At 75.6% G+C, this 25,854-nt stretch carries 29 protein-coding genes; 8 read left to right on the forward strand and 21 right to left on the reverse strand.

Features of this window, described 5'->3' with window-relative positions:
• Nucleotides 1-24: 24 nt before the first annotated feature.
• From AAHH18_RS10240 to AAHH18_RS10250, 3 genes are read right to left on the reverse strand one after another with little or no spacing between them, the layout of a single operon-like run.
• A complete protein-coding gene (locus AAHH18_RS10240) occupies nucleotides 25-975 on the reverse strand; it encodes an o-succinylbenzoate synthase (protein ID WP_343301539.1) in 951 nt (316 codons plus the stop codon).
• Nucleotides 976-980: 5 nt separating this feature from the next.
• Complete coding sequence (locus AAHH18_RS10245; RefSeq protein WP_343301540.1) at nucleotides 981-1,595, reverse strand: TetR/AcrR family transcriptional regulator; 615 nt, start codon at nucleotides 1,593-1,595, stop codon at nucleotides 981-983.
• On the reverse strand, nucleotides 1,592-1,915 hold the full coding sequence (locus tag AAHH18_RS10250) for a DMT family transporter (protein ID WP_343301541.1): 324 nt from the start codon (nucleotides 1,913-1,915) through the stop codon (nucleotides 1,592-1,594). The genes AAHH18_RS10245 and AAHH18_RS10250 overlap by 4 nt, the downstream gene beginning before the upstream one ends.
• Before the next feature lie 108 nt (nucleotides 1,916-2,023).
• On the opposite strand from AAHH18_RS10250, the gene AAHH18_RS10255 reads away from it, so the two are divergent.
• Nucleotides 2,024-3,004 carry a 1,4-dihydroxy-2-naphthoyl-CoA synthase gene (locus AAHH18_RS10255; RefSeq protein ID WP_343301542.1) on the forward strand — a complete coding sequence of 327 codons (981 nt, stop codon included), beginning with the start codon at nucleotides 2,024-2,026 and terminating at the stop codon, nucleotides 3,002-3,004.
• Nucleotides 3,005-3,031: 27 nt separating this feature from the next.
• Here the strand turns inward: AAHH18_RS10255 and AAHH18_RS10260 are convergent, their stop codons facing one another.
• Complete coding sequence (locus AAHH18_RS10260) at nucleotides 3,032-4,096, reverse strand: DUF3048 domain-containing protein (protein ID WP_283321668.1); 1,065 nt, start codon at nucleotides 4,094-4,096, stop codon at nucleotides 3,032-3,034.
• Between the two features lie 68 nt (nucleotides 4,097-4,164).
• Between AAHH18_RS10260 and menE the strand changes: the two genes are divergently transcribed.
• A complete protein-coding gene (gene menE, locus AAHH18_RS10265) occupies nucleotides 4,165-5,349 on the forward strand; it encodes an o-succinylbenzoate--CoA ligase (RefSeq protein ID WP_343301543.1) in 1,185 nt (394 codons plus the stop codon).
• Nucleotides 5,350-5,427: 78 nt separating this feature from the next.
• On the forward strand, nucleotides 5,428-6,297 hold the full coding sequence (locus AAHH18_RS10270) for a 1,4-dihydroxy-2-naphthoate polyprenyltransferase (protein WP_343301544.1): 870 nt from the start codon (nucleotides 5,428-5,430) through the stop codon (nucleotides 6,295-6,297).
• 29 nt (nucleotides 6,298-6,326) lie between these two features.
• On the opposite strand, the gene AAHH18_RS10275 is transcribed toward AAHH18_RS10270, so the two are convergent.
• Entirely contained in the window at nucleotides 6,327-6,668 is a 342-nt protein-coding gene (locus tag AAHH18_RS10275) for a DUF4229 domain-containing protein (RefSeq protein WP_343301545.1), read from the reverse strand.
• Between the two features lie 76 nt (nucleotides 6,669-6,744).
• Here AAHH18_RS10275 and AAHH18_RS10280 point away from each other — a divergent pair, with 76 nt between their 5' ends.
• The gene (locus AAHH18_RS10280) at nucleotides 6,745-7,155 is read left to right on the forward strand and encodes a PLD nuclease N-terminal domain-containing protein (protein WP_343301546.1); all 411 of its coding nucleotides are present in this window, start codon (nucleotides 6,745-6,747) and stop codon (nucleotides 7,153-7,155) included.
• A 31-nt stretch (nucleotides 7,156-7,186) separates the two neighbouring features.
• Here the strand turns inward: AAHH18_RS10280 and ccsB are convergent, their stop codons facing one another.
• The 6 genes from ccsB to AAHH18_RS10310 all read right to left on the reverse strand — a co-directional run bounded on the left by ccsB (nucleotide 7,187) and on the right by AAHH18_RS10310 (nucleotide 12,762).
• Nucleotides 7,187-8,305, reverse strand: a complete 1,119-nt coding sequence (gene ccsB / locus AAHH18_RS10285; protein WP_343301547.1) for a c-type cytochrome biogenesis protein CcsB — start codon at nucleotides 8,303-8,305, stop codon at nucleotides 7,187-7,189.
• Nucleotides 8,306-8,322: 17 nt separating this feature from the next.
• Nucleotides 8,323-10,029 (reverse strand): cytochrome c biogenesis protein ResB, encoded by a 1,707-nt coding sequence (gene resB / locus AAHH18_RS10290; RefSeq protein ID WP_343301548.1) that lies wholly within the window; start codon nucleotides 10,027-10,029, stop codon nucleotides 8,323-8,325.
• A gap of 1 nt (nucleotide 10,030) precedes the next feature.
• On the reverse strand, nucleotides 10,031-10,852 hold the full coding sequence (locus AAHH18_RS10295; RefSeq protein ID WP_459349114.1) for a cytochrome c biogenesis CcdA family protein: 822 nt from the start codon (nucleotides 10,850-10,852) through the stop codon (nucleotides 10,031-10,033).
• A gap of 50 nt (nucleotides 10,853-10,902) precedes the next feature.
• Complete coding sequence (locus tag AAHH18_RS10300) at nucleotides 10,903-11,514, reverse strand: TlpA family protein disulfide reductase (protein WP_343301550.1); 612 nt, start codon at nucleotides 11,512-11,514, stop codon at nucleotides 10,903-10,905.
• A complete protein-coding gene (locus AAHH18_RS10305; protein WP_283321676.1) occupies nucleotides 11,511-12,167 on the reverse strand; it encodes a histidine phosphatase family protein in 657 nt (218 codons plus the stop codon). The genes AAHH18_RS10300 and AAHH18_RS10305 overlap by 4 nt, the downstream gene beginning before the upstream one ends.
• Before the next feature lie 61 nt (nucleotides 12,168-12,228).
• Nucleotides 12,229-12,762 carry a MarR family winged helix-turn-helix transcriptional regulator gene (locus AAHH18_RS10310; protein WP_343301551.1) on the reverse strand — a complete coding sequence of 178 codons (534 nt, stop codon included), beginning with the start codon at nucleotides 12,760-12,762 and terminating at the stop codon, nucleotides 12,229-12,231.
• 164 nt (nucleotides 12,763-12,926) lie between these two features.
• Between AAHH18_RS10310 and AAHH18_RS10315 the strand changes: the two genes are divergently transcribed.
• Nucleotides 12,927-13,481: a YceI family protein gene (locus tag AAHH18_RS10315; protein WP_283321678.1), complete on the forward strand. Its 555-nt coding sequence runs from the start codon at nucleotides 12,927-12,929 to the stop codon at nucleotides 13,479-13,481.
• Between the two features lie 88 nt (nucleotides 13,482-13,569).
• Here AAHH18_RS10315 and AAHH18_RS10320 read toward each other — a convergent pair whose 3' ends face one another.
• A complete protein-coding gene (locus tag AAHH18_RS10320; RefSeq protein ID WP_283321679.1) occupies nucleotides 13,570-14,244 on the reverse strand; it encodes a redox-sensing transcriptional repressor Rex in 675 nt (224 codons plus the stop codon).
• Nucleotides 14,245-14,253: 9 nt separating this feature from the next.
• Nucleotides 14,254-14,559 carry a glutaredoxin family protein gene (locus AAHH18_RS10325; RefSeq protein WP_343301552.1) on the reverse strand — a complete coding sequence of 102 codons (306 nt, stop codon included), beginning with the start codon at nucleotides 14,557-14,559 and terminating at the stop codon, nucleotides 14,254-14,256.
• 34 nt (nucleotides 14,560-14,593) lie between these two features.
• Between AAHH18_RS10325 and AAHH18_RS10330 the strand changes: the two genes are divergently transcribed.
• Nucleotides 14,594-15,421 carry an HAD family hydrolase gene (locus tag AAHH18_RS10330; RefSeq protein WP_283321681.1) on the forward strand — a complete coding sequence of 276 codons (828 nt, stop codon included), beginning with the start codon at nucleotides 14,594-14,596 and terminating at the stop codon, nucleotides 15,419-15,421.
• A complete protein-coding gene (locus tag AAHH18_RS10335; RefSeq protein ID WP_343301553.1) occupies nucleotides 15,418-15,978 on the forward strand; it encodes a GNAT family N-acetyltransferase in 561 nt (186 codons plus the stop codon). The genes AAHH18_RS10330 and AAHH18_RS10335 overlap by 4 nt, the downstream gene beginning before the upstream one ends.
• A 50-nt stretch (nucleotides 15,979-16,028) precedes the next feature.
• On the opposite strand, the gene arfA is transcribed toward AAHH18_RS10335, so the two are convergent.
• From arfA to AAHH18_RS10375, 8 genes are all read right to left on the reverse strand, one after another.
• On the reverse strand, nucleotides 16,029-17,534 hold the full coding sequence (arfA, locus tag AAHH18_RS10340; protein WP_283321683.1) for an arabinosylfuranosidase ArfA: 1,506 nt from the start codon (nucleotides 17,532-17,534) through the stop codon (nucleotides 16,029-16,031).
• A 93-nt stretch (nucleotides 17,535-17,627) separates the two neighbouring features.
• Nucleotides 17,628-18,638 (reverse strand): LacI family DNA-binding transcriptional regulator, encoded by a 1,011-nt coding sequence (locus AAHH18_RS10345; protein ID WP_343301600.1) that lies wholly within the window; start codon nucleotides 18,636-18,638, stop codon nucleotides 17,628-17,630.
• Nucleotides 18,639-18,786: 148 nt separating this feature from the next.
• Nucleotides 18,787-19,710, reverse strand: coding sequence for a carbohydrate ABC transporter permease (locus AAHH18_RS10350; protein ID WP_283321684.1), 924 nt, complete (start codon nucleotides 19,708-19,710; stop codon nucleotides 18,787-18,789).
• Nucleotides 19,700-20,674 (reverse strand): carbohydrate ABC transporter permease, encoded by a 975-nt coding sequence (locus tag AAHH18_RS10355; RefSeq protein ID WP_343301554.1) that lies wholly within the window; start codon nucleotides 20,672-20,674, stop codon nucleotides 19,700-19,702. Before AAHH18_RS10355 ends, AAHH18_RS10350 begins: the two co-directional genes overlap by 11 nt.
• Before the next feature lie 16 nt (nucleotides 20,675-20,690).
• On the reverse strand, nucleotides 20,691-22,037 hold the full coding sequence (locus AAHH18_RS10360; RefSeq protein ID WP_343301555.1) for an extracellular solute-binding protein: 1,347 nt from the start codon (nucleotides 22,035-22,037) through the stop codon (nucleotides 20,691-20,693).
• Nucleotides 22,038-22,426: 389 nt separating this feature from the next.
• Nucleotides 22,427-22,525, reverse strand: a complete 99-nt coding sequence (locus tag AAHH18_RS10365; RefSeq protein WP_003792170.1) for a 30S ribosomal protein bS22 — start codon at nucleotides 22,523-22,525, stop codon at nucleotides 22,427-22,429.
• 195 nt (nucleotides 22,526-22,720) lie between these two features.
• On the reverse strand, nucleotides 22,721-22,966 hold the full coding sequence (locus AAHH18_RS10370; RefSeq protein WP_222171172.1) for a helix-turn-helix domain-containing protein: 246 nt from the start codon (nucleotides 22,964-22,966) through the stop codon (nucleotides 22,721-22,723).
• A 203-nt stretch (nucleotides 22,967-23,169) separates the two neighbouring features.
• The gene (locus AAHH18_RS10375; protein ID WP_343301556.1) at nucleotides 23,170-24,348 is read right to left on the reverse strand and encodes an acetoin utilization protein AcuC; all 1,179 of its coding nucleotides are present in this window, start codon (nucleotides 24,346-24,348) and stop codon (nucleotides 23,170-23,172) included.
• Nucleotides 24,349-24,459: 111 nt separating this feature from the next.
• Between AAHH18_RS10375 and AAHH18_RS10380 the strand changes: the two genes are divergently transcribed.
• Nucleotides 24,460-25,836: a TrkH family potassium uptake protein gene (locus tag AAHH18_RS10380; RefSeq protein WP_343301557.1), complete on the forward strand. Its 1,377-nt coding sequence runs from the start codon at nucleotides 24,460-24,462 to the stop codon at nucleotides 25,834-25,836.
• Nucleotides 25,837-25,854: the final 18 nt, after the last annotated feature.

Here is a 25,854-nt window from a genome sequence, read left to right on the forward strand (position 1 = left end):
GGCCGGTCGCGGCGGCCTCCCCGGTCACGCGGCCACCGCCCGCACCGCCGCGACCCGGTCCGCCCACCGCTGCGCCGTCGCGGCGTCGGCGGCCGTCGCGGCGAGCCGCTCGGGGTCGGGGGCCACGGCGAGGGCGTCCGCGACGCGCAGCGCGCCGTCGACGGGCAGCAGCGGCGGCGCGGCCACGTCGGCGGTCAGCAGCTGCGCGGTCGCCAGCCCGCAGGCGAACGGCAGCTCCGGCAGCGCGGCCGCCAGCGCGACCCCGGCGGCCAGGCCCACGGAGGACTCGAGCGCGGAGGACACGACCACCGGCAGCCCGACGCGCTCGGCGAGCTCGAGGCAGGCGCGCACCCCGCCGAGGGGCTGCACCTTGAGCACCACGACGTCGGCGGCCTCGGCCCGCACCACCGCCAGCGGGTCCTCGGCCCGGCGGATGGACTCGTCCGCGGCGATGGGCACGTGCGTCGCCCGGCGGACGCGCGCGAGGTCGTCGACCGATGCGACGGGCTGCTCGGCGTACTCGAGCCCCCGGGCGGCGCGGTCCAGCAGCGCGAGCCGGTCGACGGCGGTCTCGACGTCCCAGGCGGCGTTCGCGTCGACCCGGATGGACCCGCGGGGGCCGAGCGCCTCGCGGACGGCGGCGAGCCGGTCGGCCTCCTCGGCGGCGCCCTGGCCGGGTTCGGCGACCTTCACCTTGGCGGTGGTGCAGCCGCCGGAGGCGAGCACGATCCGTCGCGCGGCGTCCGGCCCGACGGCCGGGACGGTCACGTTGACGGGCACCCGGTCGCGGACGGGCTCCGGCCAGCCCCGGTCCGCGCCCTCGCGCGCCGCCCGCCACCACGCCGCGGACTCGGCGGCGTCGTAGTCCCAGAACGGGCTGAACTCGCCCCACCCGGCGTCGCCGCGCAGCAGGACGCCCTCGCGCACCGTGATCCGGCGGAAGCGCGTGCGCAGCGGGATCGCGTAGACGTGCACGCGCCTCAGCGTACGGCGTCGGCGCCCGCGCCACGGGGCGCCGGCGCACCTCCGGGCAGCGCTCCCGCCAGCAGGGCGCGGGCCGTCTCCCGGACCGGGCGGCCCTCGCTCGCGGCGGCGACCACGGCGCCGTCCACCACCGCGAGGGCGGTCGCCGCGGCCACGTCGCCCAGCCCGAGCGCGTCGAGCAGCCGCTCCAGCACCGCGTCGAGCCGGGCGCGGCCGGCACCGATCGCCGCCGCGAGCGCCGGCACCCGAGCGGCCGCGAGGAGCTGCTCGTAGTGCGCGCGGACGGCGGCGTCGTCGCCGGGCGGCAGCACCGCCTCCACCACCGCGGCGACGGGGTCGGGCGCCGGAGCGGACCGCACGCGCCGCAGCACGCCGTCCGCGTGGGCGACCCAGTCCGTCACCAGCGCGCTGCCGGCCGCGGCCGCCAGGTCGTCGAGACCGCGGTAGTAGTACGTGGTGGCGGCGAGCGGGAGCCCCGCCCGGGCCGCCACCGCCCGGTGGCTGAGCGCGGCCGGCCCCTGCTCGCGCACCAGGTCGGCCGCCGCGCGGGCGAGCTGCTCGCGGCGGCGCTCCCCCTTGGCCGTGCCGGCCGGGCGGGCGGCGGTCGTCACCCGTGCCCGCCCGACAGGTTCAGCCCGATGACGCCGGCGACGATGAGCACCAGCGACACCACCTTGAGCACCGAGAGCGGCTCGTCCAGCAGGACGACGGCGAGGATCGCGGTGGTGGCCGCACCCACGCCGACCCAGACCGCGTACGCCGCGCCGACGGGCAGCTCACGCAGCGCCCAGCTCAGGCCGGCGAACGACGCGACGGCGAGCACCACGAACGCGACGCTGGGCCAGAGCCTGCTGAAGCCGTCGGACGCCTTGAGGCTGAGGGCCCAGCCGGCCTCGAGCAGCCCGGACAGGACCAGGACGACCCACGCCATGCGGCACGCACCCTTCGCGGCGGGCGCGCCGGGTGGCCTCGTCCGCCGTCCCGCGCCCACCTTTCTGGTACGACCGTACCAGAGTGCCGGGCGCCCTACGCTGGGCGGGTGACCGAGCCCACCCGCCCCGCTGCGCCGCCGGTGCCCCCGCGCGTCTCCGACACCTTCGACCCCTCCCGGTGGCGGACCGTCACCGGCGTCGGCGAGCTCACCGACCTGACGTACCACCGCGGGGTCGCCCGGGCGGCGGACGGCACCGTGCGCGACCTGCCCGTCGTGCGCGTGGCGTTCGACCGGCCCGAGGTCCGCAACGCGTTCCGGCCGCACACCGTCGACGAGCTGTACCGGGTGCTCGACCACGCGCGCATGACGTCGGACGTGGGGACGGTGCTGCTCACCGGCAACGGGCCCAGCCCCAAGGACGGCGGGTACGCGTTCTGCTCGGGCGGCGACCAGCGCATCCGCGGGCGCGACGGCTACCGCTACACCGACTCCCCCGACGCGGCGACGGCCGACCACATCGACCCCGCGCGCGCCGGGCGGCTGCACATCCTCGAGGTGCAGCGCCTCATCCGCACGATGCCGAAGGTCGTCGTGGCCGTGGTGAACGGCTGGGCCGCCGGCGGCGGCCACTCGCTGCACGTCGTGGCCGACCTGACGATCGCCTCCCGGCAGCACGCGCGGTTCATGCAGACCGACGCGAACGTGGGCTCGTTCGACGGCGGGTACGGCTCCGCCCTGCTCGCCCGCCAGGTGGGCCAGAAGCGCGCCCGGGAGATCTTCTTCCTCGCCCGCGAGTACTCCGCGGAGCAGGCCTACGCCTGGGGCGCCGTCAACGACGTGGTCGACCACGAGCACCTCGAGGACGCCGCGCTGGAGTACGCGCGGATCATCGCCACGAAGTCCCCGCAGGCGGTGCGGATGCTGAAGTTCGCGTTCAACCTCGCGGACGACGGCCTCGCCGGGCAGCAGGTCTTCGCGGGCGAGGCGACCCGGCTCGCGTACATGACCGACGAGGCCGTCGAGGGCCGCGACGCGTTCCTGGAGCGCCGCGACCCCGACTGGAGCCGGTTCCCGTACGCCTACTGATGCCGGGGCGCCGGGGCGCCGGGGCCGTCAGGAGACGGTCAGCGACCCGGAGCCGTTCGGCACCAGCTCCACCCAGGTGTTGCCCGGGGCGAGCTCCGCGGTCTTCCCGTCCGCGGTCGTCAGCACCAGGGGCGCGTCGCGCGACTCCTTCTGCCAGCGGACCGCGACCGTCCTGCCGCCCGTGGCCAGCGTGCCCTCGCCGGAGCCGCCGCCGAGCACGTACGTCGGCACCGTCGCGCCGTTCTGCGCGCCGAACCCGGTGCCCGGGTGGTCCGCCACGATGGAGACGACGTTGGTCGCCGTGAGGCGCGCGCCGGTCGCGTCGGTCGCCGGGGTGGTCCCCTCCGAGCGCTCCCAGACGGTGCCGTTCCACGTCCAGGACGGCTTCGACTGGCTGGACAGGTCGAAGGCCAGAGTCGTCGCCGGGGTGCCGTCGGTGACCGCCGTCGCGCGCTCCGGCGTGCGGGCGAAGTCGAACTGCTGCCCCGGGCTGTTCTGGTGGTTGGCGTCGGCCTGCGCCCACAGGGCGTTCGGGTCGCCGTAGACGTTGTGCGGCGCGCTGCGGCTGCTGACGCGGTACAGGCCCGCGGCGCCGGCGTCGTGGCTGATCGGCTGCACGGGGCTGGCGTCCACGAGGGCGAGGATGCCGGGCTGGCCGCCGGAGAACGTCAGCAGGCCGTTGAGCGGGGCCACGATGTCCGGGTCCATCGGGCGCACCGAGCGGATCGGGCCGATCTCCGAGGGGATCTGCGAGTGGAACACCGCGACCAGGCGCGAGACGTCGAACTCGACGATCGTCTCCCAGACCACGTCGGCCTGCTGGAGCCCCGACTGCGGGCGGGCGGTCGCCGTGTTCTCGACCTTCACCGCGAGCGCCGGGCGGTTCGCGATCTCCCCGGCCACGCCGGTGAGCGGCCAGGTGGCGGGCACGACGGGCTCGGGCGCCGCCGTCTTGTGCGGGTCGAGCACCGGCGCCACCGTGGTGGCCTCGGGCGCGGGCGCCTCCTGCTGGGAGCACCCGGCGACGAGCAGCGTCGCCGCGACCGCCAGCGCGCCTGCGCGCCGCAGCCGCCGCGTCGTGGTGTGGACCATCTCTTCCGGACCTCCGTGCCGCCGTCGTGCGTTCCGCGACACTCTACGGGCGGACCTACCCTGGCCGGGTGAGCCGACCCGTCCGCGCCGTGACCGCCACCGCCGCCGGGGTCCCCGCGCTGCGCGAGGCGCTCGCCGGCGCGCTCGACGGGACGGGCCCGGCGGTGCTGCCCGTCGAGGACGCCGCGCCGGACGGGGACGGCGGCACCGTGCCCGACGACGTCGCGCTGCTCGTGCGGACCTCCGGGTCGACCGGGGCGCCCCGCGAGGTGATGCTGACCGCCGCGGCGCTGCGGGCGTCCGCGGAGGCGACGCACCGCCGGCTCGGCGGCCCGGGCCGGTGGCTGCTGCCGCTGCCGCCCGCGCACGTCGCCGGGCTGCAGGTGCTCGTCCGGTCGCTGGTCGCCGGCACCGAGCCCGCCGTGCTCGGCGGGCCGTTCCGCCCGGACGCCTTCGCGGCGGCCACCCGCGCGCTGCCGGGCCCGACCCGCCGCTACACGTCGCTGGTGCCCACGCAGGTGCACCGCCTGCTCGCCGACGCCGAGGGCCGGGCGGCGCTGGCCTCCTACGACGCGGTGCTGCTGGGCGGCGCGGCGAGCCCGCCCGGTCTCGTCGGTCGCGCCCGTGACGCGGGCGCCCGGGTCGTCACCACGTACGGCATGTCGGAGACCTGCGGCGGCTGCGTGTACGACGGCGAGCCGCTCGAGGGCGTCTCCGTCGCGCTGGAGGACGACGGCCGGATCCGGCTGGCCGGGCCCGTGCTCGCCGCGGGCTACCGCGGACGGCCCGACCTGGATGCGGAGCTGTTCGAGCGGCGCGACGGCGTCCGGTGGCTGCGCACCAGCGACCTCGGCCGGTGGGCCGCCCCGACCGGCGACGGCCCCGCGCGCCTCGAGGTGCTCGGCCGGGCGGACGACGTCCTGGTCACCGGGGGCGTGAAGGTCGCGCCCGCCGCGGTCGAGCGGGTGCTCGCGACGCAGGAGGGCGTCGTCGAGGTGCTGGTCGTCGGCGTCCCCGACGCCGAGTGGGGGCAGGCGCTCGTCGCCGTCGTCGTCCCGGACCCCGCCGCGCCGGTGCCGGAGCTCGCCCCGCTGCGCCGCGCCGTGACCGAGCGGCTCACCGCGCCCGCCGCGCCCCGGCACCTCGTCCTGGTCGACGCCCTGCCGCTGCGCGGGCCGGGCAAGCCCGACCGGAGGGCGGCCGCCGACCTGGCGGGTCGCTCCCTCGCCCGCGCGGCCCCGCCACCGGCCTGAGCGGGCCGGCGAGGTACGGTCGCACCCGGCTCCCGCCCGCCGCACCCGACCCGCCCGCACCCCGACCCCAGGAGCACCATGGCCACCTCGTCCGAGTGGATCGCCGGCGCCCGCCCGCGCACCCTGCCCGCCGCCGTGGCGCCCGTGCTGGTCGGCACCGGCGCCGCCGCGCAGGTCGACGCGCCGCACCTCGGCCGGGCCCTGCTCGCCGCGGGGGTGGCCCTGGCCCTGCAGGTCGGCGTGAACTACGCGAACGACTACTCCGACGGGGTGCGCGGGACCGACACCGAGCGGGTCGGCCCGATGCGGCTCACGGCCAGCGGTGCCGCACGGCCGCGGGCGGTGCGCGGGGCGGCCTTCGCCGCGTTCGGCGTGGCGGGGGTGCTGGGCCTCGCCCTGGTCGCCCTGTCCGGGCAGTGGTGGCTGCTCGCGGTCGGCGCGCTGTGCGTCCTGGCGGCGTGGTTCTACACCGGCGGGCGGCGGCCGTACGGGTACCTGGGCCTCGGCGAGGTCGGCGTGTTCCTGTTCTTCGGGCTCGTCGCGGTGCTCGGCACCACGTACACCCAGGCCGGGCGGCTCACCTGGCCCGCCTGGGTGGGGGCGGTCGCCGTCGGGCTGATCGCGTGCGCGCTGCTCATGGTCAACAACCTGCGGGACGTCCCCACGGACGCCCTGGTCGGCAAGCGCACGCTCGCCGTGCGGATCGGGGAGCGGCGCGCCCGCGTGGCCTACGCCGTCATGGTGGTGCTGCCCGTCCTGCTCGGCGTCGCCTGCGCCCTGGCGAACCCGTGGGCGCTGCTCGTCATGCTGCTGGCGCTGCCGGCCGGGCTGCTCGCGTTCACGGTGCTGGTCGGCGCCCGCGGGATCGCGCTGGTGCCGGTGCTCGCCGGGACCGGGATGTACGAGCTCGCGTTCGGCGTGCTGCTGGGGCTCGGCCTGGCACTCTGACGCCGGTCAGAACAGCGCTCTGACGCCGGTCAGAACAGGCGGCCCGGGGTCGGGCCGTCCGGGCGGGGCGAGTCGGGCCCGGCGGGCGCGGCGGGCCCGTCGGTCGCCGCGTCGACGGCCGCGTCCTCGGCGGCGGCGTCCTCCGTGGCCCGGCGCGACAGGCGCGGCCGGTCGCCGCGCGCCTCCGAGCGGGCCTGCAGCCAGAGCGCCGCACGGTCGCGCGGGCCGGCGAGCAGCAGGTACGACAGCAGCGCCGCGAGCACCGCGGCGAGCACCACACCGAGCAGCCAGCCCGTCCCGGCGAGCACGAGGCCGGCCAGGCAGACCACGAACAGGGCGAGGCGGAGCAGGGAGTACGTCACCACGGGCACCCGCCCAGCGTAGGCCGCGGCAGGGACGGACCGCCCGGCTCGGTACCCCGGCGCCGCGCTGGTTAGGGTGGGGCGCATGGCCCGCGCGCTGCTCCTCCTCGCGATGATCGGACTGACGGTGTACGCCGTCGCCGACATCGTCTCGAGCGACGACGAGGACCGCCTCGGGGTCCCGCGGCTGCCGTGGGTGCTGGTGGCGCTCGTCCCCTTCGTGGGTCCGGTCGCGTGGATCCTCGTCCGCCGGTCCCAGCGCGCGCGGCGCGCGGGCGGCGGGAGCACCGGAGCGGGCCCGTCCGGCCGGCCCGGACCGCGCCGCGGCGGCCCGGTGGCACCCGACGACGACCCGGAGTTCCTCTGGCGTCTCGAGCAGGAGCGCCTCCGCCGCGAGCGCGAGGCCCAGGGGCGGCCGGACGACGGCGCGCCTCCCCGGCGCGACGACCAGCCGCAGCAGCCCGACGGCGACCTCCCGGGCGACGCCCGCGGCTGAGCCCCGCTGAGCCCCCGGCGGGGGCAGCCGGTCAGAGGCCGGAGTACGAGTGCTTGCCGGAGACGAACAGGTTCACCACGGTGAAGTTCGCCAGCACCACCGCGTAGCCCACGTACACGAAGTAGGCGGCGCGACGACCCGCCCAGCCGCGCGTGGTCCGCGCGTGCAGGTACGCGGCGTACACGACCCACGCCACGAAGGTGCCGACCTCCTTGGGGTCCCAGCCCCAGTACCGTCCCCAGGCCTGCTCGGCCCAGATGGCCCCGCCGATCAGCGTGAGCGTCCAGAGCACGAACCCGATGGCGTTCAGCCGGAAGGACAGCGCCTCGAGCTGCCGCGCCGGCGGGACCGTCCGCAGCCAGGACCAGGCCGGCCCGGTGACGCGCCAGCGCGCGAGCGGCCGGCGCAGACCGTCGAGGCGGCTCCACGGGTGGTCGAGGTGGGAGCGCCCGGTCTCGCGGCCGTCCTGGAGCACCTGGAGCACGGCGGTCGCGAACGCGACGGTGAAGATGCCGGTGGCGATGATCGCGACGCCGACGTGGATGACGAGCCAGTAGTTCTGGAGCGCGGGCTGGACGGCGTCGGCCTGCACGTAGAACGCGTTCAGGCCGAGCACGAGCGCCAGCACGGCGATGCCCATGACGACGACGCCGAGGAACGGCACGACGCGGCGGCGCTGCACGACGGCGAGGACGACGGACGCCACGAGGGTCCCGACGAGCGTGAACTCGTACATGTTCGCGGTGGGCCAGCGCCCGGCGGCGGCGCCGCGCAGCACGATGCCGACGAGCAGCAGGACGATGCCGAGCGCGGTGGTGGAGCGGGCGATGCCGGTGGCGGCCGAGGGCGCCGCGGTGGCGCCGGAGCCCTCGTCCCCGGCGCCGGACGCGGGCGGCTCGGCGGCGGCGGGCACCTCCGCGGGCGCGTCGGCCGGCAGGACGAGCGACGACGGCCCGCCGGCGCCCACGGCCTCCCGGGCGGCCACGCGGGCCTGCCGGGCGGCGGCCACGCGGGCCTGCCGGGCGGCGCGGTGCTCGCGGGAGGCGGCGTCGGCCACCCGGGCGAGCGCGACCGAGTACGCGACCAGGGCGATCGTGAACGCCGTCGCCGCACCCCACACGAGCAGGGTGCTGATGTCGCCCAGTGCCATGTCCTCCACCTTCCGGGTCAGCCGGCGGCGGGCAGGTCGCGCCCGGCCGGTCGGAGCCGGTCCACCGCCCGGTCGAGCTCCGCCTGCAGTCCGACGTCGTCGCCGCGCGCGAGGGCCGCGGCGGTGACCACTGTACGACCTGACCCGGGACCTTCGTCCCCCTCGGGGGCGGGCGACGCCCGCAGCCACACGCGCCGCCGCGGGGCGAACAGCGAGGCCGCGAGGCCGGCGAACGCCAGCAGCGCGAAGGTCAGCACCCACGCGAGCGACGGGTCGTGGCGAAGGTCCAGCGCGACGAACCGCGGCAGGGCGTCGAACGTCAGCGTCCCCAGGCCGTCGGGGAGGTCCACCGTCTCGCCGGGGCGCACGTAGAGCGTGAGCGGCCGGCCGTCCTCCCCGGTGGCCTGCGTCAGCCCGGACTCGTCCAGCTGGTACACGTTCTGGGGGATGCCGTCGTCCAGCCCGAGGTCCCCGGTCCACACGGCGAGCGCGAGCAGCGGGTCGGTGGGCTGCGGGTCGACGGAGCGCCAGATGTCGTCGGAGAGCTGCTGCGCGGTGGGGAGCAGGACGCCCTGCAGGCCGATCTGCGGCCCGGTGGTCACGTCCGGCACCTTGATGACGCCCTGGGAGGTGTAGACGGTGTCCTGCGGCAGGAACGGCACGGCCCCTTCGAACGCCACCGCACCCGTGGCGTCGCGCACGGTGACCTGCGGCGCGTAGCCGTTGCCCTGCAGGTACACCTTGGCGCCGCCGACCTCGAGCGGGTGGTTCACCTTGATCGTGTCGGCCACCGGGTCGGCGCCCGGCTCGGTGACGGTGACCCGGGCGGTGAAGTCGCGCGACTGGAGCGTGTCGGGGTCGAACCGGGACTCGAACGAGTCGAGGCGCAGCGCGAACGGCTCGAGGGAGGACGGGCGGAACGCACTGCCGGCCTCGAAGCTGTCGTAGTCGCTCTGGGTGTTGGCGAACGCGCGGCCCTCGACGACGATCGCCTGGCCGCGGTAGTGCAGGAGCTGGCCGGTCGCGATCGCGACGAGCAGGCCGACGAGCGCGAGGTGGAACACGAGGTTGCCGGTCTCGCGGAGGTAGCCCCGCTCGGCGGCGACGCTCCACACGCCGGCGCCCTCGTCGCGGACGTCCACCCGGAACCGGCGCCACCAGCGGGGCCCGCGCAGCGCGGCGGCGGCCCGCTCGGCGACCTCCTGCGGCGAGGCGTCCAGGGCGAGCGCCGCCTGCGCCGGGAACCGGTCGAACCGGCGCGGCGCCCGCGGCGGCCGCCCCCGGAGCGCCCGCAGGTGGGTGCGGCTGCGGGGCAGGATGCAGCCCACGAGCGACACGAACAGCAGCAGGTAGATCGCGGAGAACCAGACCGACGCGTACACGTCGAAGAACCCGAGCCGGTCCAGCAGCGGCCCCACGTCGGGGTGGTCGCTCAGGTAGGTCGCCACGCGGGCCGGGTCCTGCGGCCGCTGCGGGAAGACGGTGCCGGGGACGGCCGCGACGGCGAGCAGCATGAGCAGCAGCAGCGCGACGCGCATGGACGTGAGCTGCCGCCAGCCCCAGCGGAGCCACCCGACGAGGCCGAGGGCCGGGAGCTGCGGGGCCTCGCCGCCGGGCGGGGTGCCGGCGGCCGCGGGCGGGGCGGGTGGCGCGGGCGGGGCGCCGTCGACGAACGCGTCCTCGAGCCCCTCGGGCCGGTAGCCGGTGGTCGGTCGCTCGGTCACGTCACACCGCCGGGACGAACGGCTGGGCGCCGGTGAGCAGGCCCTGCAGCCAGCTCGCCCACGCGGACCAGAGCCCGGTGACCAGCGCCACGCCGAGCAGGATGAGCAGGCCGCCGCCGACGCGCATGATCGCCAGGCGGTGCCGGGCGAGCCAGTCGAGGGCGCGGCGGCTGCGCTGCAGGCCGAGCGCGACGGCGACGAACGGCAGCCCGAGCCCGGCGCAGAACGCGAGCGCGAGCAGCGCCCCGCGGCCCGGCGACCCGCCGTCGAGCGAGAGCAGCAGGATCGCGGCCAGCGTCGGGCCGATGCACGGCGTCCACCCGATGCCGAACGTCACCCCGAGCACGGGCGCGCCCCACAGCCCGGCGCGCGGGGCGACGAGCGTGCGCCGGTCCTGCTGCAGGAACGGCAGCAGCCCGAGGAACGCCAGGCCCATGACGACCGTCAGGACGCCGAGCACGCGCGACAGCGGGTCCTGCCAGCGCAGCAGGAACGAGCCGAGCGTCCCGGCCAGCGAGCCGTACGCGAGGAACACCGCGGTGAACCCGGCGACGAACAGCAGCACGCCCAGCACGACGCGGCTCCGCGAGGGCGGGGCCGGGGTCCCGGCGAGCGCGGGCTGCGCGGGCAGATGGGCCGCGAGGTCCAGCGGGGCGGGTCCGGCGGCGGTCGCGACGGCCCGCGGGGCGGGGGCCGGGCGCGGCGCGGTCGCGGCGGACATCCCGCCGAGGTAGCCGACGTAGGCGGGGACGAGCGGGAGCACGCACGGCGACGCGAAGGACACCAGGCCGGCCAGCAGCGCGACCGGCACCGCCGCGAGCAGCGACCCGGAGGCGGCGGTCTGCGCGAACGCGTCCCCCACGTCGGCGGCGATCACGGCGCGTCCTCGGCCAGCACCTCGTCGACCAGGGCCCGCAGCGTCGAGCCCTCCACGAGGCCCACGACCCGCGCGGCGACGTGCCCCTCGCGGTCGAGCACGACCGTGGTCGGGGTCGCCTGGATCGGCACGACGCCCTGGAGCGCGGCGACGGCCCGCTTCTCCCGGTCGTCGATGCTCGGGTACGGGACGTCGAAGGCGTCCTGGAACGACTCGGCCGCCCCGGCGTCGTCCACCCCGTTGATGCCGAGCACGTGCACACCCTGGTCGGCGTAGTCCTCGGCGACCGCCACGAGGTCCGGCGCCTCCTCGCGGCAGGGCGGGCACTGCGCGTACCAGGTGTTGAGCACCACGACGTCGCCCCGCCAGTCCGCGGTGTCGACCGGGTCCCCGGCGAAGTCCGACCCGGCGACCTCGACCGGGCCCTGGCGGTCCCCCGGCTCCCACTGGGTCACCGAGCCGTCGCCGGAGACGTAGCCCTGGTCGGGCACGTCGTCGCCGGACCCCGTGCCGGTGCCGCCGCCCGCGGAGCAGCCCGCGAGCGCGACGACGGCGACGGCGACGGCGGCGGCGAGCGCGGCGGCGCGCGGCCTGGCGGGGACCCTCATGCGCCCGCCACGGCGGAGGCGCCCGGCAGCAGGTCGGCCGCCGGCTCGGTGTAGCCCACGCGCACGAGGCGGTCGTCCTCGTAGACGAGGGACGTCAGGGAGGCCAGAGAGCACTGGCGCCGGCGGGGGTCGTGCCACAGGCGACGGTCCTCGAGCGCGAGCCGCGTGACCCAGATCGGCAGCTGGTGGCTGACGAGCACCGCCTCGTGGCCCCGCGCGGCCTCGCGGGCGCGGTCGACGACGCCGAGCACGCGCGCGACCTGCTGCCGGTACGGCTCGCCCCAGGACGGCCGGAACGGGTTGACGAGCAGCGGCCAGTGCCGCGGGTGTCGCAGGGAGCCGTCGCCGACGCCGAAGGTCAGCCCCTCGAAGCGGTTCTCGGCCTCGAGCAGGCCCTCGTCGGTCGTGACGGGCAGGTCGAGGGCCGCGGCGATCGGCGCGACGGTCTCCTGCGCGCGCTGCAGCGGGGAGGCGACCAGCACGGTCACGTCGCGGCGCGGCGAGCCGAGGTCGCCCGCCAGGTACGCCGCCACCCGCTCGGCCATCTGCTGCCCGCGCGCGGACAGGTGGTAGCCGGGCAGCCGCCCGTACAGGACGCCGGTGGGGTTGTGGACCTCGCCGTGGCGCATGAGGTGGATGGTGGTCGCGACCATGGGGTCAGTCTCGCAAACCCGGCTGGGTGCTCGGGCCGGGCCGGTGGCCGCCGTCCGCCGGCTACGCGCGCCCGGCGTCCGCCAGGGCGGCCGCGCACCCGGCCTGCAGCGCGGCGCCGACGGCGGCCATCGCGTCGCCGAGCGCCTGGAGCTGCTGCGGGGTGAGCACGTCGACCAGGCGCTCGCGCACGGACTCGACGTGCGCGGGGGCGGCCTCGACGAGCCGGCGCCAGCCCGTGTCCGTCATGGTGCAGTTCACGCCCCGCGCGTCCTCGAGGCACGGCGCGCGCTCGACGAGCCCGTCGGCCTCCATGCGGCGCACGGTGTGCGTGAGCCGGCTGCGGGAGTGGGCGAGCTCGCCGGCCAGCTCGGACATGCGCAGCGTGCGTCCGGGCGCCTCGGACAGCCGGACCAGGACCTCGTACTCGCCGAGCGACAGCCCGGTCTGCTCCTCGAGGTCGTGCGCGAGGACGTCCATCAGCCGGGCCGTGCCGTCGCGGTACGCGCGCCAGGCCTGCTGCTCGTCCGCCGACAGCCAGCGGACGTCGTCGTGGGCGCGCGTCGCGCGCGTGGTCTGCTCCGTGGCGCTGCTCATCGCCGGTCCTCCTCCCGGGGCGTCCCCGGCGGGCTGCCGCGGTCGCACGGGCCCGCACTGTGACGTCGGTCGCTGATCGTCCCACAGGTGTTGCGCCCTCGTCCGCAGTGTAGTAGAAATCTCAACTAACCGCAGTTGACGCTTCAACCAATGCAGGAGGCACCATGTCCGTCACCACGCTGCCCACCGGTCTCACCGCCGGCACCTGGACCCTCGACCCCTCGCACACCGAGGCGTCCTTCACGGTCCGCCACGCGGGCATCTCCAAGGTCCGCGGCACCGTCGCGGTGACCTCCGGCGCGATCACCGTCGCCGAGGACCTCACGCTGTCCGCCGTGACCGCGACGCTCGACCCGACGACGATCAACACCAACGACGCCGGCCGCGACGGCCACCTCAAGAGCGCCGACTTCTTCGACGTCGAGACCTTCGGCGAGTGGACCTTCACCTCCACCGCCGTGCGCCCCGACGGCGACGACTACGTCGTCACCGGCGACCTGACCATCCACGGCGTGACGCAGTCCGTCGACCTGGCCGTCGAGTTCGGCGGCGCGGCCACCGACCCGTTCGGCAACCAGCGCGCCGGCTTCTCCGCCACCACGACGATCTCCCGCAAGGACTTCGGCATCACCTGGAACGCGGCCCTCGAGGCCGGCGGCGTCCTGGTGAGCGACAAGGTCGTCATCTCCCTCGAGGTCTCGGCCATCAAGCAGGCCTGACCTCCCCCTGGTCCACGAGGGCCCGGTCGCGCACCCCCTGCCGCGACCGGGCCCTCGTGCACGTCCGGGGTCCCGTGCGGTGCCGGGATCAGTCCGCCGCGACCGGCTCCGGCTCGGCGGCGGGAGCCGCGGCGGGACGACGGGCCCGCTGCCGCGCGTGGAACCCGAGGATCTGCAGCTCCGACCCCAGGTCCACCTCCCGCACGTCCACGCCGTCGGGCACCCGCACGGTGCGGGGCGCGAAGTTGAGGATGCCGGTGATGCCGGCCGCGACGAGCCGGTCGGTGGTCGCCTGGGCGGCGGAGCCCGGCGTCGCCACGACCGCGACGCTGGCCTCCGTCTCGTCGATGACGCGCTCCAGCTCGTCGACGTGCTGGACCACGTGGCCGCCGACGCGCGTCCCCACCAGGTCCGCGTGCGTGTCGAACAGGCCGACGAGCACGAACCCGCGGTCCGCGAACCCGGAGTACGTGGCGAGCGCGTGACCCAGGTTGCCGATGCCGACGATGACGAGCTGGCGCTCCTCGGCCATGCCGAGCGCGCCGGCGATCTGCTTGCGCAGGTGGTCGACCTCGTACCCCACGCCGCGGCGCCCGCCCGCCCCGAGGTAGGACAGGTCCTTGCGCAGCTGCGCGGGCGAGGCGCCCACCAGCTCCGCGAGCTGGTCGGACGAGGTGGTGGTCACGCCCTCCGAGGCGAGGCCACCCAGGGAGCGCAGGTATCCGGGGAGGCGGGCGACGGTGGTCGGCGGCAGGGCTCGCACCCCCCCAGGTTAGGCGGTCGGCGGCGCTGCCAGCGCGTCCCGCAGGCGGTCGGCGTCGATCTGCCAGTAGCCCACCCGCGCGCCGTCCACCTCGACCACCGGCACCAGCTCGCCGTGGACGTCCGCGAGGGACCGGCCGTCGGGCACCACGCCCCCGGCGTCGACGTCGACCTCGGCCCACGTCGCGCCGCGCTCGGCGGCCACGGCGGCGACCACCGCGCGGGCGTCGTCGCACAGGTGGCAGCCCGCGCGGACGTAGAGCACCACGCGCGCGGGGACGGGGCTGACGGGGACGAGAGGGCCGGTGGGCTGCACGGCACGAGCGTAGGCATCTGGCTACAGTGGCGGCGTGCCCGAGCCCTCCGAGCCCGACACCGGCGCCGCCGTGCAGCCGGGCCGGGTGGCCGCCTTCTTCGACGTCGACAACACGATCATCCGGGGCGCCAGCTCGTTCCACCTGGCGGTCGGCCTGTACCGGCGCGGGTTCTTCCGCAGCTCCGACATCGTGCGGTTCGCCGGGCACCAGGCGCGCTACCTCGCGTTCGGGGAGAACCGGCAGCAGATCGACGAGGTCCGGGAGCGGGCGCTCGAGATCATGCAGGGCCGGTCCGTGGCGGAGGTCGTCGCGATCGCGGAGGACATCTACGACGAGGTGCTGGCGCTGCGCATCTTCCCCGGCACCCAGCGGCTGCTCGACCAGCACCTGCGCGCCGGCCACCAGGTGTGGCTCGTGACCGCGACCCCCGTGGAGATCGCCGACCTCATCGCGCGGCGCCTGGGCGCCACCGGGGCGATCGGCACCGTGGCGGAGCACCGCGAGGGCTTCTACACCGGCCGCCTGGTCGGCGACCTGCTCCACGGCAAGGCGAAGGCGTCCGCGGTGCGCGCGCTCGCCGAGCGGGAGGGCGTGGACCTGTCGCAGTCGTTCGCGTACGGCGACTCCACCAACGACGTGCCGATCCTGTCCGAGGTCGGCTTCCCGTGCGCCATCAACCCCGACGGGCGGCTCCGGCGGCACGCGGCCGAGGTCGGCTGGCCGGTGCGGGAGTTCCGCGGCCGCCGCAACGCCACCCGGCGCGGCGTCGACGCGGCGACCGTCGCCGGGTCCGTGTGGGTGGTCGGGCTGGTCGTGCGCGCCGTCCGCCGCGCGCTGCGGGCCCGCTGGGCCGGCCGGTGAGCGCCGTCGGTCCGGCGCCGGACCGTCCCGGCGCGACCGTGCGCCGGGCCCGCCCGGACGAGGCCGCCGCGGTGGCCGGGCTCGCCGCCGCGACGTTCCCGCTCGCGTGCCCGCCGTCGTCCGCCCCGGCGGACCACGCCGCCTTCGTCGCGGCGCACCTGACGACCGCCCACTTCGCGGACCACCTGGCCGACCCGGCGCGCGACGTGCTCGTCGCGGACGACGACGGCGAGCTGGTCGGCTACACGCTGCTGGTGGCCGGCGAGCCGTACGCGCCGGAGGTCGCCGCCGTCGTCCCGCTGCGCCCGACGGTCGAGCTCAGCAAGTGCTACGTGCTGGCGGGCCGGCACGGCGGCGGCGTCGCCCGTGAGCTCATGGCCGCGAGCCTGGACGTCGCTCGCGCCCGGGGCGCCGCCGGCGTCTGGCTGGGCGTCAACGGGGAGAACCTGCGGGCGCAGGCGTTCTACCGGCGCTCCGGGTTCGTCGTCGTCGGGACGCGGACGTTCCAGGTCGGCGACCAGCGGCACGACGACCTGGTGCTGCACCGGCCGTTCTGACCGACGCGGGGCGCCGCCGGCGTGCCGGCCGCGCCCCGCGTCGTCCCGGCTCAGGCCAGGCGCACCACGTTCCACGACACCGGCGGCACCTGGACGGTGAGCCGGCCGCCGTCGACGGCCGCCGTCGCGTTGGGCCGCGGCGCGACGGACGTGTCGTCGTCCGCCGTCGCCACCCACGTGTGGTCGGGGTTCGACAGGCTCGTGGCCTCGACCACCTGCAGGCCGGGGATCGCGCGGGTGTCGACCTCCAGGGTCACGGTCTGCGTGGTCGAGCGGTTCACCGCGAACAGCGCGACGGCACCGGTGTCCGGGTCCCGCGTCGCGACGGCGTCGACCAGCGGCGCGTCCCCGAACTTCGCGGTCTCGTACGTCGGCGCCTCGACGGCCACCTGCAGCACGTCGCCCGCGGCGTACCGGGACGCCTGCGCGAACGGGTGGAACGTCGTCTGCCGCCACACGCGCCCGCCGGGCTCGGTCATGATCGGCGCGATCACGTTGACGAGCTGGGCGAGCGACGCGGAGTGCACGCGGTCGGTGTGCCGCAGCAGCGAGATCAGCAGGTTGCCGACCACGACGGCGTCCGCGACGTTGTACTTGTCCTCGAGCAGCACCGGGGCGACGGGCCAGTCGTCGCCCGAGGGCGGGACCGACTCCGCGCGCTTCTGGTACCAGACGTTCCACTCGTCGAACGAGATGTGGATCCGCTTGGACAGCTTCTTGTGCGCCCGCACGCCGTCCGCGACCGCGGTCACGGACTCGATGAAGTGGTCCATGTCCATCGCGGACGCCAGGAACGACCCGAGGTCGCCGTCCTCCTCGGCGTAGTACGCGTGGGCGCTGATGAGGTCGACCTCCTCGTAGGTCTCGCTCAGCACGATCTGCTCCCACTCGCCGAACGTCGGGATGCCGACGCCCGAGGACCCGCAGGCCACGAGGGTGAGGCCGGGGTCGACCATCCGCATGGCCCGCGCCGTCTCGGCGGCGAGCCGGCCGTACTCGAGGGCGGTCTTGTGGCCGACCTGCCAGGGGCCGTCCATCTCGTTGCCGAGGCACCACATGCGGATGCCGTACGGGTCGGGCGCGCCGTTCGCGCGGCGCTGGTCGGACAGCGCGGTGCCGCCCTTGACGTTGCAGTACTCCAGCAGGTCGAGCGCCTCCTGGACGCCGCGGGTGCCGAGGTTGACGGCCATCATCGCCTCGGTGCCGGAGGCCTTCGTCCAGCGCATGAACTCGTCGACGCCCACGAGGTTCGGCTCCGTGGAGTGCCACGCCAGGTCGAGCCGGCGGGGACGCTGCTCGCGCGGGCCGACGCCGTCCTCCCAGCGGTAGCCGGAGACGAAGTTGCCGCCGGGGTAGCGGACCGTGGAGACGCCGAGCTCGCGGGTGAGCTCGATGACGTCGCCGCGGAACCCGTCGGCGTCCGCGGTGGGGTGGCCCGGGTCGTGGATGCCCGTGTACACGCAGCGGCCCAGGTGCTCCACGAAGGCGCCGAAGGTGCCGCGGCGGACGGGACCGACGCGGAACGCGGGGTCGAGGGTGAGGGTGACGGTCGGCATGCGGCGCAGCTCCTTCGCTGACGTCTCTTCATCGTTGTACTACCCATCCTGCCGAGCCGGGACCCACCGCGTCAACCGGCGGCCCTGCCCGCGTCAGACGAGGGCGGCGGAGCCCGCCGTCGACTCCCGCACGACCAGCTCGAAGTCCGCCACGACCTGCACCGGCTCACCGGGCGCGGTGCCGGCGACGCGCGCCAGCAGCAGGTCCACGGCGGTCTGCGCGATCTGCTCGCGCCCCGGTGCGACGGACGTCAGGGCCGGGGACGCGAACGCCGCGTCGTCCACGTCGTCGAAGCCCACCACGGCCACGTCGTCCGGCACCGCGTACCCCTGCAGGCGCAGCTCGTGCAGGGCCCCCAGGGCCAGGGCGTCGTTCAGGCCGAACACGGCGTCGACCGCCACCCCCGAGTCCAGCACGCGGCGCATCGCCTCCGCACCGGTCGCCCGGTGCCACGTCCCCGCCTCCGCGACCAGCGCCGGGTCGTACGGCACGCCCGCCTCCGCCAGCGCCTCGCGGTAGCCGCGCAGGCGGAGCGCCGACGACCCCATGTCCTCGCCCTCGTGCGCGCCGACCACCGCGATGCGGCGGCGGCCCAGCCCCAGCAGGTGCCGGGTGGCGGCGCGGGCCGCCGCCACGTTGTCCATCGTCACGTGGTCGGCCGGCCCCCCGAAGATCCGCTCGCCGAGCAGCACGATCGGGACGTCGACCGCGAACTCGTCGTGGTCCTGCGGGCCCAGGGCCAGCGGGGAGAAGATCAGCCCGTCCGTGAGGTGCCGCCGCGGACCGTGCAGCACCTCGAGCTCGCGCTCCCGGCTGCCGCTGGTCTGCTCGATCAGCACGACCACGCCCCGCACGTCCGCCGCCCGGATCACGGAGTCCGCGAGCTCCGCGAAGTACGGCAGCCGCAGCTCCGGCACGGCCAGCCCGATCATCCCCGTGCGGCCCCGGCGCAGGCTCCGTGCCGTGAGGTTCACGCGGTAGCCGAGCTGCTCGATCGCCGCCTCGACCCGCGCGCGCGTCTCCGCCCGGATGTACGGGTACCCGTTGATGACGTTCGAGACGGTCTTGATGGACACGCCGGCCACCGCCGCGACGTCGTGCATCGTCGCGGCGCCCTGGCGCTTCCCGGCCACGTCCTGACCTCCCGTCCTGCCCGCCCGGCACCTCCCCGGCGCCGCGCGAGCCCAGCGTAGGGGCCCGCCGCGCGGCGGCCGGGTCGGGTGCGCGCGGCGGACCCGCCGGCGACCCGCGTCAGCGGCCCCCGAGCCCGGTCGTCGCGACCGCCTTGACGATCTGCCGCTGGAACAGCATGAACAGCAGGATCAGCGGCAGGGCGGCGATCACGGCCGACGCCATCGTCTGCGCGTAGATGGTGCCGTACGCGTTCTTCACCGTCGAGAGCCCGACGGGCAGGGTCATGAGGTCGGGGTTGTTCGTGACGATGAACGGCCACAGGAAGTTGTTCCACGCCCCGATGAACACGAAGATCGCGACCGCCGACACGATCGGCCGCGAGATCGGCAGCACGATCGACCAGAACGTCCGCCAGTGCCCGGCGCCGTCGACCCGGGCGGCGTCCTCGATCTCCTGCGGCACCTCCGCGAAGAACCTCGAGAAGATGTAGACCATCACCGGAGCGACGAGCTGCGGCAGGATCACGCCCTGGTACGTGTCGACCGCCCCCAGCGCCTCCATCTGCCGGAACAGCGGGACGATGAGGATCTGCCCCGGGACCGCGATCAGGGCGATCGTCGCCGCGAACAGCAGGTTCTTGCCGCGGAACCGCGTCCGGGCGAACCCGTACCCCGCGAGCGCGCACACCGCGACCGTCAGGACCGTCACCGACCCGGCGACCAGCAGGGTGTTGACCATCCAGCGCCCCACCTCGCCGCGCTCGAACACGGTCCGGTAGTTCTCGAGCGTGAAGCCGCCCTCCGGGAACCAGCGCAGGGGGACGGCCTGCGCCTGGGCCTCTGTCTTGAACGACGTGTCGACCGCCCACAGCAGCGGCAGCAGCCACGTCGCGGCCATCACCACCAGCAGCACCACCGCCAGGACCGTCGCGACCCGGCTGCGGCCCAGCACGAGGGCCCGGGTGCGCCGGTTCTCGTCCCGGCGCTCGGCGTACGCCCGGCGGAACCCCCCGGCCGGGGCGGAGATCGTCTCAGCGGCCACGGGCCTGCTCCTTCCGGCGGGCCGTGGTCAGCACCTGGAACCCCACGGCGACCACGATGATGAGGGCGAAGTAGATGTACGACATGGCCGAGGCGTAGCCCATGCGGTAGCCCGTGAAGCCGGTGTCGTAGATGTACTGCAGGATCGGGCGGGTCACGCCGTCCGGGCCGCTGCCGCCGTTGAAGGCGATGAACATCTGGTCGAAGACCTTCAGCGACGCCAGCACCTGCAGCACGGTGATCAGCACCGTCGTGGCCCGCAGCTGCGGCAGCGTGATCGACCACAGCCGGCGCCACGAGCCCGCGCCGTCCAGCGCCGCCGCCTCGTACATCTGGTCGGGGATCGCCTGCAGCGCCGACAGGTACAGCAGGAAGTTGAAGCCGACCGTCCACCAGAGCGTCAGCAGGGCCATCGACCACATCGCCACGGACGGGTCCGTCAGCCAGCCGACCTTCTCCAGCCCCAGCCGGTCGAGCCAGTAGTTGAAGAAGCCGATCTCCGGCTGGTACAGCCACACCCAGATCTGCACGACGACCGCGACCGGCAGCATGTACGGCGCGAAGAACGCCAGCCGCCAGACCCACTGCCCGGGCAGCCCCGTGTAGACCAGCAGCGCCATCGCGAGCGCCACCAGCACGAGCGGGACGGTGCTCATCAGCGTGAACGCGACGGTGTTGCCCAGGGTGGACCACATGGTCGCGTCGCCGAACGCCTCCGCGTAGTTGTCGACGCCGACCCAGCCGCCGTTGCCCATCAGCGACTGCTCGGTGAAGCTCAGGCCCAGGCCCCACAGCGTCGGCACCACCAGGAACAGCACGGCGACGACGACGAACGGGACGACGAACGGCCAGCCGCTGCCCTCGCGGCGGGACCTGCCGCGACGCACCGGGGGCTCCGGCGTGCGCGGCGGCTGGACGGGGCCGGTGGCGGCCTGCGACTGCTGCGGTGTGGTGACCGTGCTCATGGCTGCGTCCCCCCTGTCACGCCGGCGGCTTGGTCTGCAGGGCGGCGTCGAGCGCGGCGATCAGCCGGTCGACCGCCGCCTCGGGCGACGACTTGTCGAGCCAGGCGCCCTGGAGCGCCTCCCCGACCCGCGCCTGGAAGTCCGACCCCGAGCCCGTGAACCACGCCTGGGGGTCGAAGACGGCCTGCTCCGCGGCGACCGCGTAGTGCGACTGCGGCACCTTCTGCTGGTACTCCGCGGACGCGGTGACCTCCCGGTTGGCCGGGATGTGCCCGCCGTCCGACCACAGCAGCGACTTGCGGAGCATCGCCGCCACGGTCGCGTAGGCCGCCTCGCGGCGGTCCGGGTCGGGGTCCGCCTGGTGCGGCAGCACGAACACGTGCGAGTCGCCGTACGTCGCGGGCGAGCCGAAGACCGTCGGCATGGGCATCGCGTCCACGTCGACGCCCGCGGTGAGGAACGACTGCAGCTCCCAGTTGCCGTTGAAGCACATGCCGACGCGGCCGGTCGAGAAGTTCGCGACGGCCGACGGGTAGTCGCTGTTCGCGATCGCCACGGTGTCGTCCATCCACGACTGCACCCAGCTGACGACCTCGACCATCGCGTCGCGGTCGACCTGGGCCCTCTCGCCGGGGTCGAGGACGACCTCCGAGCCGGTCTGCGCGTACAGGCCCCACAGCATCCGGGACATCTGCGCGCCGTCGCCCGTGTAGCCGTACCCGACGCCCGCGTAGCCCGTGACCTCGGCCATCGCCCGGCCGGCCTCGACGAAGCCGTCCGGGGAGTCCACGCCGACGAGCTTCCCGTCGCCGCCCAGCAGACCCGCCCGGTCGGCGAGCCCCCGGTCGTAGAACAGCAGGAACGCGTGGAAGTCCAGCGGGACCGCCCACAACCGGCCGTCGACCACCGCCCGCTCCCACAGGGCCGGCGCGAACAGGTCCTCGGTCACGCCGTGGTCCGCGAGCCGGTCCAGGTCCCACGGGTCGAGCACCCCGCCCGGCACCCAGCCCGCCACCCGCGTGAGGTGCATGGCCGCGAGGTCCGGGGACCGGCCGCCGACCGACGCCATGACGAGCTTGGTGTAGTACGGGGCGCCCCAGGTGAGGACCACGGGGTCGATGCCGACCGTCGGGTCCTCCTGCTGCACCTCCGTGAGCATCTGCTGGAAGATGCCGCCGTCGCCGCCGGAGAACAGGTGCCAGAGCTGGATCCGGGTGTCCGCGGACGCCGCCGACGCACTCCCCCCGCACCCGCTCAACGCCCACGCCCCCGCCAGCGCACCCGCGCCGGCGACCGCCCCGCGGAGCACCGAACGCCGGCTGAACGCCGTGCCCCCGGGTCCGCCGCGCGCTGCTGAGATCATCGCCCGACCCCCTCGCCCCGGTGCGCGCACCGGGATCTTCATCGTTGAAGAACGCTTGCGAGTGAATCAAGGCCACGCGGACCCGTCAAGGCGGGGCGCCCGCGCGCGGCGCCGCGTGCGTGCGCCGAGAGGCCACCACCCGGGCGTCCACCCGCCCGCGAACGGCCCGGTCCTGGCCTCTCGCGACCCGTTCAGGCCCGAGGCGGCCCGACGAGGTTGCAGCAGACGCGGGGTTCGGAGCCGGGAACCCCGCAACGACGGCAATCTCGACGCACGCGCGGTGGGCGGACGCGCGAGGTGGGCGGACGCGCGAGCGACGGACGCGCGAGGGCCCGGCCACCGCTCGGGTGGCCGGGCCCTCGTCCCCGCGCCGCGTCAGCGGCGGCGGGTCACTTCTTGTTGCGGCGCTGGTGGCGCGTCTTGCGCAGCAGCTTGCGGTGCTTCTTCTTCGCCATGCGCTTGCGGCGCTTCTTGATGACGGAGCCCATGGGTCCTCACTCGCTTCCGGTGGCGAGCGCTCGGGCGTCCGCCAGTTCTGGTCGTTCGACGCGCGGCACGACCGGCCGGGGAGCCGGTCCGATCACCTCGGCCCGGCTGCCGCGGAACGCCCACGCACGGGAAAGTCCGCCCCCCACCTTACGCGATCCGGCGGGTCGCCGCCGAAACGACCGGGAGGACCTGCTTCAGGACGACAGCCGCCCGGCCCGGGGGCCCTCGCCGGCGTCGCCGTCCACGTCCTGGTCGAGCCGGGCGGTCGCGAGGTAGTGGTCGAGCGCGTCCTGCGGCACGCGGAACGAGCGCCCCACGCGCACCGCCGGCATCTCGCCGGAGTGCAGCAGCCGGTAGACGGTCATCTTCGAGACCCGCATGACCTCGGCGACCTCGGCCACGGTGAGGAACCGCACGCGCCCGGGCTGCTCGCTCGTCATGGCCGCTCTTCTCGTTCGTGCGCGCTCGGGGCGCGGGACGGGGTGCGGCGACGGTTCGCCGCGCTGACACCCTAGAGCCTGGTGGGGCTGCTGTGAAAGAGGAGACGGGTGTGACCACCCGTGCGGGTCGGTGCCACGCCACGGACGCACGCCACGGACGCACGGCGCGGGCGGCACCGGTGCGACCCCCGGGCCGGCCGCGGTCAGTCGTGCAGGGGGTCGAGGCCCAGGAGCGGGAACACGGCCGACCGCGTCGCCCGCACCGCCCGGTCCACGTCGTCGGCGGGGTCGAACCCCGCCGACCACGGGGTCCACCGCAGGTCGGCGCCGTCGGACATCGACCCCGGGCCCTCCCGGCCGTAGAGCTCGACGACCTGCGCGCGCCACTCCTGCGGCATCCGGGTCGCGGGGTCGAGGGGGTGGTGCGCCGCGATCGCGAGCAGGTGCGTCCACGCCCGCGGCACGACGTCGACGACCGCGTAGCCCCCGCCGCCCAGCGCGAGCCACCGGCCGCCGGACACCTCGTGCGCGAGGTCGTGCAGCCACGACGACGCCAGGCGCTCGGCGTCGACGGAGACGTCGAGGTTCGCGATCGGGTCCTCGACGTGCGCGTCGCAGCCGTGCTGCGTCACCATGACCTGCGGCGCGAAGGCGCGCAGCACCGGCGGCACCACCGCGTCGATCGCGCGCAGCCACGCGGCGTCCTGCGTGTGGGACGGCAGCGCGACGTTGACGGCCGACCCCGGGGCGCCGGGCCCGCCGGTCTCGTCCGGGAACCCGGTGCCGGGGAACAGCGTCGCTCCGCTCTCGTGCACCGACACGGTCAGCACGCGCGGGTCGTCCCAGAACGCCCGCTGGACCCCGTCCCCGTGGTGGGCGTCGACGTCGACGTACGCGACCCGCTCGGCGCCGTCCGCCAGCAGCGCCCGGATCGCGACGGCGGCGTCGTTGTAGAGGCAGAACCCGGACGCCGCGCCGGGCATCGCGTGGTGCATCCCGCCCGTGAGGTTCACGGCGTGGTCGGCCTCGCCACGCCACACCGCGAGCGCCGCCTCCCGGCTGCCGCCGACGATCCGGGCGGCGGCCTCGTGCATCCGCGGGAACACCGGGTCGTCCTCGGTGCCGATGCCGCGCGACGCGTCACCCCGTCCGCCGTCGGACGCCCGCCGGACGGCCTCGACGTACGCGGCCTCGTGGACGGTCTCGAGCTGCGCGTCCGACGCCGGGTCGGCTCCGACGACCTCGACGCCCGGCAGGTCCAGCAGGCCGAGCGCCCGCGCGAGCCGCACCGTGAGGTCGAGGCGCAGGGGCGCCATCGGGTGCCCGGGTCCGAAGTCGTAGTCCAGGAGCTCGGGGGTCCACACCACGCGCACCCCGGTCATGACCCACACCGTAGCCGCTGCACGCCGGGGACAGCGCGGGCGTGCCACAGTGGAGGCCGCGCGCGGCCCGGAGGCCGGGCGACCGGGGTCGGACGGCGGGCGGGAGGGCGGATGGCTGGGGGTCTCCCCGGGGTGCTGTGGTCGGGGCGCGAGCTCGTCGACCGCCTCGCCCGGCAGTCGCCGGCCCGGCTCGCGCTCGGCGTCTTCGCGTCGGTCGTCGCCCTGTTCACGGTGCTGCTGTCGATGCCGTGGGCCACCGCGAGCGGGGAGCGCGCGCCGTTCGTCGACGCCCTGTTCACCGCCACCTCGGCGGTCTGCGTGACGGGCCTGGTCACCGTCGACACCGGCACGTACTGGTCGGGCGCGGGCCAGGCGACGATCCTCGTCGGCATCAAGATCGGCGGGCTGGGCGTCATGACCCTCGCGTCGATCCTCGGGCTGGCGGTGTCGCGGCGGATCGGGCTGACCCAGAAGCTGCTGGTCAGCTCGGAGACGAAGACCACGCGGCTCGGCGAGGTCGGCTCCCTGGTGAAGACCGTCATCATGACCTCGACGCTGCTCGAGGTCGTGATCGCGCTCGTGCTGCTGCCGCGGCTGCGGATGCTCGGCGACTCCTGGGCCGAGGCCGTCTGGCACGCGGGCTTCTACGCCGTGTCCGCGTTCAACAACGCCGGCTTCATCCCCACCGAGCAGGGCCTGGCCCCGTACGCCTCGGACTGGTGGGTGCTGCTGCCCATCATCGTCGGCGTGTTCATCGGGTCGCTCGGGTTCCCCGTGATCCTCAACGTCGCGCGCACGTGGCGGCGTCCCCGCCGGTGGAGCCTGCACTCGAAGCTGACGATCACGACCAGCGCCGCGCTCGTGGTGTTCGGCTCCGTCGTGGTGGCGGCGTTCGAGTGGACGAACCCGCGCACGCTCGCGCCGCTGAGCTGGAGCGAGACGCTGCTCGCGGCCCTGTTCGCGGGGGTCATGCCGCGGTCCGGCGGGTTCTCCACGGTGGACGTCGGATCGATGCACGAGGGCACGTGGCTGCTCAACGACGCGCTGATGTTCGTCGGCGGCGGCTCGGCGTCCACGGCCGGCGGCATCAAGGTCACGACGCTGGCCGTGATGCTCCTCGCGATCGTCGCGGAGGCCCGGGGCGACCGCGACGTGGAGGCGTTCGGGCGCCGCATCCCGCGCGAGGCGCTGCAGGTCGCCATCGCGGTGTCGCTCGTCAGTGCGACGATCGTCCTGGTGGCCTGCCTGCTGCTGCTCGCGATCACCGGGCTGACGCTCGACGTGGTGCTGTTCGAGGTGATCTCGGCGTTCGCGACGGTCGGTCTGTCCACCGGGATCACCGGCGACCTGCCCGACGCCGGGAAGTACGTGCTCACCGTCCTGATGTTCATCGGCCGGACCGGCACGATGACGCTGGCCGCGGCGCTCGCGCTGCGCAGCCGTCGTCGGGTCATCCGGCTGCCCGAGGAGAGGCCGATCATTGGATGACCTGAAGCGGACCGGGGC

The sequence above is a fragment of the Cellulomonas olei genome (genome assembly GCF_039548315.1).
In the GTDB taxonomy this organism is placed as follows: Bacteria; Actinomycetota; Actinomycetes; order Actinomycetales; family Cellulomonadaceae; genus Cellulomonas.

Bases quoted from the DNA above. Each gene is read 5' to 3' on its own strand.
- AAHH18_RS10250 (WP_343301541.1), bottom strand. From the start codon at position 1,915: ATGGCGTGGGTCGTCCTGGTCCTGTCCGGGCTGCTCGAGGCCGGCTGG.
- AAHH18_RS10260 (WP_283321668.1), bottom strand. From the start codon at position 4,096: ATGGTCCACACCACGACGCGGCGGCTGCGGCGCGCAGGCGCGCTGGCG.
- AAHH18_RS10270 (WP_343301544.1), top strand. From the start codon at position 5,428: ATGGCCACCTCGTCCGAGTGGATCGCCGGCGCCCGCCCGCGCACCCTG.
- AAHH18_RS10280 (WP_343301546.1), top strand. From the start codon at position 6,745: ATGGCCCGCGCGCTGCTCCTCCTCGCGATGATCGGACTGACGGTGTAC.
- ccsB (WP_343301547.1), bottom strand. From the start codon at position 8,305: ATGGCACTGGGCGACATCAGCACCCTGCTCGTGTGGGGTGCGGCGACG.
- AAHH18_RS10300 (WP_343301550.1), bottom strand. From the start codon at position 11,514: ATGAGGGTCCCCGCCAGGCCGCGCGCCGCCGCGCTCGCCGCCGCCGTC.
- AAHH18_RS10305 (WP_283321676.1), bottom strand. From the start codon at position 12,167: ATGGTCGCGACCACCATCCACCTCATGCGCCACGGCGAGGTCCACAAC.
- AAHH18_RS10310 (WP_343301551.1), bottom strand. From the start codon at position 12,762: ATGAGCAGCGCCACGGAGCAGACCACGCGCGCGACGCGCGCCCACGAC.
- AAHH18_RS10315 (WP_283321678.1), top strand. From the start codon at position 12,927: ATGTCCGTCACCACGCTGCCCACCGGTCTCACCGCCGGCACCTGGACC.
- arfA (WP_283321683.1), bottom strand. From the start codon at position 17,534: ATGCCGACCGTCACCCTCACCCTCGACCCCGCGTTCCGCGTCGGTCCC.
- AAHH18_RS10345 (WP_343301600.1), bottom strand. From the start codon at position 18,638: ATGCACGACGTCGCGGCGGTGGCCGGCGTGTCCATCAAGACCGTCTCG.
- AAHH18_RS10355 (WP_343301554.1), bottom strand. From the start codon at position 20,674: ATGAGCACGGTCACCACACCGCAGCAGTCGCAGGCCGCCACCGGCCCC.
- AAHH18_RS10360 (WP_343301555.1), bottom strand. From the start codon at position 22,037: ATGATCTCAGCAGCGCGCGGCGGACCCGGGGGCACGGCGTTCAGCCGG.
- AAHH18_RS10365 (WP_003792170.1), bottom strand. From the start codon at position 22,525: ATGGGCTCCGTCATCAAGAAGCGCCGCAAGCGCATGGCGAAGAAGAAG.
- AAHH18_RS10370 (WP_222171172.1), bottom strand. From the start codon at position 22,966: ATGACGAGCGAGCAGCCCGGGCGCGTGCGGTTCCTCACCGTGGCCGAG.
- AAHH18_RS10375 (WP_343301556.1), bottom strand. From the start codon at position 24,348: ATGACCGGGGTGCGCGTGGTGTGGACCCCCGAGCTCCTGGACTACGAC.
- AAHH18_RS10380 (WP_343301557.1), top strand. From the start codon at position 24,460: ATGGCTGGGGGTCTCCCCGGGGTGCTGTGGTCGGGGCGCGAGCTCGTC.